Source organism: Rhizobacter sp. P2_H3, assembly GCF_056403355.1.
The window spans coordinates 1-4,741 of record NZ_JBFUFQ010000328.1 but is presented as its reverse complement, the minus strand read 5'-3'; the positions used below and the strand labels follow the sequence as shown (position 1 = coordinate 4,741).

The 4,741-nt window shown below is 72.6% G+C and carries 4 protein-coding genes; all 4 read left to right on the top strand.

Annotation, left to right across the window (positions count from 1 at the left end; translation table 11 throughout):
• Positions 1-161 precede the first annotated feature (161 nt).
• Complete coding sequence (locus AC1D1T_RS30045; RefSeq protein ID WP_477993105.1) at positions 162-1,601, top strand: GumC family protein; 1,440 nt, start codon at positions 162-164, stop codon at positions 1,599-1,601.
• A complete protein-coding gene (locus AC1D1T_RS30040; RefSeq protein ID WP_477841909.1) occupies positions 1,598-2,326 on the top strand; it encodes a CpsD/CapB family tyrosine-protein kinase in 729 nt (242 codons plus the stop codon). Before AC1D1T_RS30045 ends, AC1D1T_RS30040 begins: the two co-directional genes overlap by 4 nt.
• Before the next feature lie 9 nt (positions 2,327-2,335).
• Complete coding sequence (locus AC1D1T_RS30035; RefSeq protein ID WP_465112985.1) at positions 2,336-3,679, top strand: O-antigen ligase family protein; 1,344 nt, start codon at positions 2,336-2,338, stop codon at positions 3,677-3,679.
• Positions 3,676-4,741, top strand: a 1,066-nt coding sequence (locus AC1D1T_RS30030; RefSeq protein WP_477993102.1) for an acyltransferase family protein, incomplete at its 3' end; no start/stop codon positions are given. The genes AC1D1T_RS30035 and AC1D1T_RS30030, both read left to right, overlap by 4 nt.

Genomic DNA, 4,741 nt, shown 5'->3' with positions numbered 1-4,741 from the left:
CCGCTGCCCCGGTGCAGCCGCTCGAGCCGGTCGAGCCGGGTGCGCCGGCCCGGCCCACGTGAGGCGGGTGTGTTCGGCAGCGAACAGACGCTCCCTGGCGCGGGCCGTACAACCGGCTCGTCCTCGCCGTCCTGGCGACGCTCGTGAAAGGGATCCTGCTCATGAACGACCTTCCGTTGGCGCCCGGGGACGCCGCCTGGTCCGTGCCGGCTTCCTACGGCCCGGTCGTTCCACTCGAACTGGTGCATCCGGGGCTGTCGGTCGTGCAGATCCTCGCGATGCTGCGCGCCTACCGGTGGCTGGGCCTGGGCGTGGTGCTGCTGGTGCTGTCGCTCACCGGGCTCGCGCTGGGCTTCTGGCCGCGCAGCTACCTGGCCACCGTGTCGCTGATGGTGAACTACGAGGTCAACGACCCGTCGAACGGCAAGGACCTGCCGGTCGGGCAGGTCGGCAGCTACATCGCGACCCAGGTGGAGCTGATGCAGACGCCGGCCGTGCTGCTCGAGGTGGTCGACCGCCTCGCGCTGACCGACGACCCGCACTACCGGCGCGGTTACCGCGGCGAGAGCGGCACGCTGCGCGACTGGGCCGCCGCGCGGGTCGGCAAGGCCTTGTCGATCTACCAGAGCCAGCGCGGCAGCCAGCTCATCTACGCGACGTATGCGGCCCCCGATCCCGTCGAAGCCGCGCGGGTCGCCAACACCGTGGTGGACGTCTACAAGGCGCAGGATGCGCTGCGCGGCGCGGCAGCGCCGGGCGAGCGCGCCGCGCGCCATGCGCGGCAGCTGGCGGGCCTGAAGACCAAGGTCGACGACGCGCAGCGGCAGCTGAGCGCCTTCCACCAGCGCAACGGCCTGATCGAGGAGGGCAACGACAGCAAGGTCGACGTGCTTCTGCTGGCCGCGCTCGACGATCGCCTGCTCGCTGCGCAGAGCGCACGCAACCTGGCCCAGGCGCGCGCCGGGCAGGAGGCGTCGAGCAGCGACCAGGTGCTCGCGTCGGCGCAGGCGCAGCAACTCACCGCGCAGCTCGCGGTGCAGGAGGCGCGCCTGGCGCAGCTGAACCGGCTGTACACGCCGCTGCACCCGGACGTGCTGGACGCGCAGTTGCAGCTCGAATCGACGCGCCGCGCGCTGGCCGCGACGCTGCAGAACCACGCACGCAACCTGAACGCCGGCTTCGTCGTCGCGAGCCGCGTCGAGCAGGGGCTGCAGCAGGCGATGGGCACGCAGCGCGCACGGGTCGCGAATCGCAGCCTGCTGCAGGACGAGGCGGCCAAGTACCAGCTGGAGCTCGACTCGGCCCAGGTCGTCTACAAGCGCGCGCTCGAAGCCTACGACCAGATCCTCTTCGCCGGCGACAACCGCGGCCCCAACGTCGGCGTGGTGAGCCGCGCGCTGCCGCCGGTGGCCGCGACCACGCCGCGCGTGCGGCTGGTGCTCGCGCTCGGCGCGGTGCTGGCGGTGCTGCTCGGCTTCGGCATCCCGCTGCTGCTGGCGCTGACGAACCGGCGGGTGCGCTGCCGCGACGATGTCGAGCGGCAGCACGGCATTCCGGTGCTGACGGAGTTCGCGCGGCTGCCGATGCGGAGCGCTTCATGATCGCCGCCGCTGCATCGAACCTGCCGCTGCCGGCCGTGCATGCCGAACTGCGGTCCGAACCTCGCCCCGAGTTGCGCCCGGTGATCGAGCGCCGGGCCGCGCCCGACGACCGGCTGATCATGGCCCACGACCCGCTGGACCCGCGCTGCGAGACCATGCGTGCGCTGCGCACCGAGCTGCTGCTGCGGCGCGAATCGGTCGATCGCGCGAGCATCGTCGCGCTGCTCAGTCCGAACCCGGGCGAGGGCCGCTCGCTGATGGCCGCCGAGCTGGCCATCGCGTTCGCGCAGACCGGCCGCCCGACGCTGCTGGTCGATGCCGACCTGCGGCGCCCGCAGCAGCACCAGCTGTTCGGCGCGGCGAACCGGCATGGCCTCGCGCAGGCGCTGGGCCAGGGCGAGCTGCCGCTGCTGCAGCCGGTGCACGGCTTGCCGCAGATGTCGCTGCTGACCGCCGGGCTGGTGCCGGGCGATCCGCTGGAGCTGCTGTCGAGCCGCCGCTTCGCCGCGCTGCTCGACGGCTGGCGCACCGAGTTCGAGTTCGTCGTCATCGACACCGCGCCGGTCGGGCTGTATGCCGACGGCCTGGCCGTCGCCAGCCTGGTGGGCCGCGTGCTGGCACTGAGCCGTGCGCGCCACACGAGCTCGCGGGATCTGCGGGACATGCTGCGCCGCCTGGCGGCCACGCGCTCGCAGATCCTGGGTGCCGTGATCAGCCATTTCTGAGGGTCTTCGATGTCGAGCCCGCCTTCTGCCAGCACCAGCGCGTGGCGGCGCGACGATGCCGGCGCGCTGCTGCTCGCCGCGATGATGTGGGTGCTGGTCGTGCTGATGATCGTGCCGGAGGGGCTGGACTACGAGAGCCTGGTCCATGCGGCCGCGCCCGACTCGGCCGGCCTGTTGAGCCGCGCGCTGTGGGGTGCGGTGCTCGGCCTCGGCGGGCTGGTCCTGGTCTGGCGTGCGGGCCTCGCGTGGCTGCTGGTGCGCAGCGCCAACGGCTGGCTGTTCGCGTTCCTCGCGCTGGCGGTGGCGAGCGTCGCCTGGTCGATCGACCCGGGCCTGAGCGTGCGGCGGCTGCTGCGCTTCGTCACGATCGTCGTCGCCTGCGTCGCCTTCGTGCTGGTCGCCTGGCACGCGCAGCGCTTCCAGCGCGTCGTGCGCCCGGTGCTGACGCTGGTGCTGCTGGGCTCGCTGGCCTTCGGCCTGGCGGCACCGTCGCTCGCCGTCCACCAGGAGGTGGCGGCCGAGCTGGCCGGTGCGTGGCGCGGCCTCGCGAACCACAAGAACAGCCTCGGCGCGCTGGCCGGCATGGCGATGATCTTCTGGTGCCATGGCGGCCTGACGCGCGAGGTGTCGCCCGGCAGCGCGCTGGCCGGTGGTGCGGTGGCGGCGGCCTGCCTGCTGCTGTCGCGCAGCTCGACCTCGCTGGCGGCCACCGCCGCGGTGCTCGTCTTCCTCGTGGTCGCGCTGCGTGCGCCGCGCGGGCTGCGGCCCTTCGTGCCGCACCTGGTGCTCATGGTCACCGTGCTGCTGCTGCTCCATGCGCTGGTGACGCTCGGCCTCGTCGCCGGCCTGTCGGCCTTCATGGCGATGGTGTCGACCTTCAGCGGCAAGGACATGACGCTGACCGGCCGCACCGAGATCTGGGCGATCCTCGGCGATCACATGCGCGAGCACCCGTTCTTCGGCACCGGCTATGCGGCCTACTGGACGGCGGCGCCGACCGCCGGCACCGATGCCTTCGAGTTCGTCCGCCGCATGGGCTCGTTCTACCCGGGCTCGGCGCACAACGGCTACTTCGACGTGGTCAACGACCTCGGCTGGGCCGGTCTCGCCTGTCTGTTCGGCTACGCGATCACGCAGGTGCTGCACTCGCTGCGGCTGGCCAACGGCGAGCGCACCCAGGCGGTGCTGTACCTGGCGGTGTTCCTGCAGCAGGCGATCACGAACCTGTCCGAGACGCACTGGTTCAGCGTGCAGAGCGTCGACTTCGTGATCATGACGCTCACCACGACCGCGCTCGCGCGCAGCCTGCTGGAGCGGCGGCTGCGCGCGGCCTATGGCGAGCCGCGGCGATGAAGCCGATCCCGTCGCTCGACGGCGTGCGCGCGCTGGCCGTGTCGCTGGTGTTCCTGGCCCACAGCGGGCTCGAGCGGATCGTGCCCGGCGGCCTCGGCGTGACGATCTTCTTCGTGCTGAGCGGCTTCCTGATCACGACGCTGCTGCGCGTCGAGGCCGAGCGCAGCGGCCGCATCGCGCTCGGCAGCTTCTACCTGCGCCGGCTGCTGCGGCTGATGCCGCCGCTGCTCGTCGTGCTGGTCGCGGCCGCGCTGCTGTCGTCGCTCGGCGTCATCGACGGCCGCTTCACGCCGGGCGGCTTCCTCGCGGCCCTGCTGTACGCCGGCAACTACCACGCGATCGCCAACGATTTCCAGGGCGTTCCGGCCGGCATCGGCGTCGTGTGGTCGCTCGCCATCGAGGAGCACTACTACCTGCTGTACCCGCCGCTGGTCGCGCTGCTGCTGCATCGCACCAGCCTGCAGCGCGCGGCCGGGGTGCTTGGCGTCCTGTGCGTCGTGGTGCTGGGCTGGCGCTGCGCGCTCGCGCTGCACGGTGCGTCGGTGAACCACCTGACGATGGGCACCGACACGCGGGTGGATGCGATCCTGGTCGGCTGCGTGCTGGCGCTGTGGCGCAATCCGTGGCTCGACGAGCTGCCGCGGCCGATCGGGGGCCGCGGCCGGGTGCTGGTGGCGGCCTGCCTCGGCCTGCTGCTGCTCACGCTGCTGGTGCGCGACGAGCTGTTCCGCGTGACGCTGCGCTTCAGCCTGCAGAGCGTGGCCATCGCCGGGCTGCTGCATGCCGCGGTGGCGCATGCCGGCCAGGGGCCGTTCCGGTGGCTGAACGCGCGCCCGCTGGTCTACCTCGGCTCGATCTCGTACACGGTCTACCTGTCGCACCACCTGATCCTGCTCGGGCTGGCGCGGCACGAGCCTGGATGGGGCTGGTTCGGGCTGACGCTGGCGGGCGCGCTGCTGACGCTGGCGGTGGCCGAGCCGATGCGCCGCTGGGTCGAGCTGCCGTGCGCGCGCTGGCGCCAGCGCCTGCACCGCACCGCGCCACGGCGCGACGGTCCGGCAG

Bases quoted from the DNA above. Each gene is read 5' to 3' on its own strand.
- AC1D1T_RS30045 (WP_477993105.1), top strand. From the start codon at position 162: ATGAACGACCTTCCGTTGGCGCCCGGGGACGCCGCCTGGTCCGTGCCG.
- AC1D1T_RS30040 (WP_477841909.1), top strand. From the start codon at position 1,598: ATGATCGCCGCCGCTGCATCGAACCTGCCGCTGCCGGCCGTGCATGCC.
- AC1D1T_RS30035 (WP_465112985.1), top strand. From the start codon at position 2,336: ATGTCGAGCCCGCCTTCTGCCAGCACCAGCGCGTGGCGGCGCGACGAT.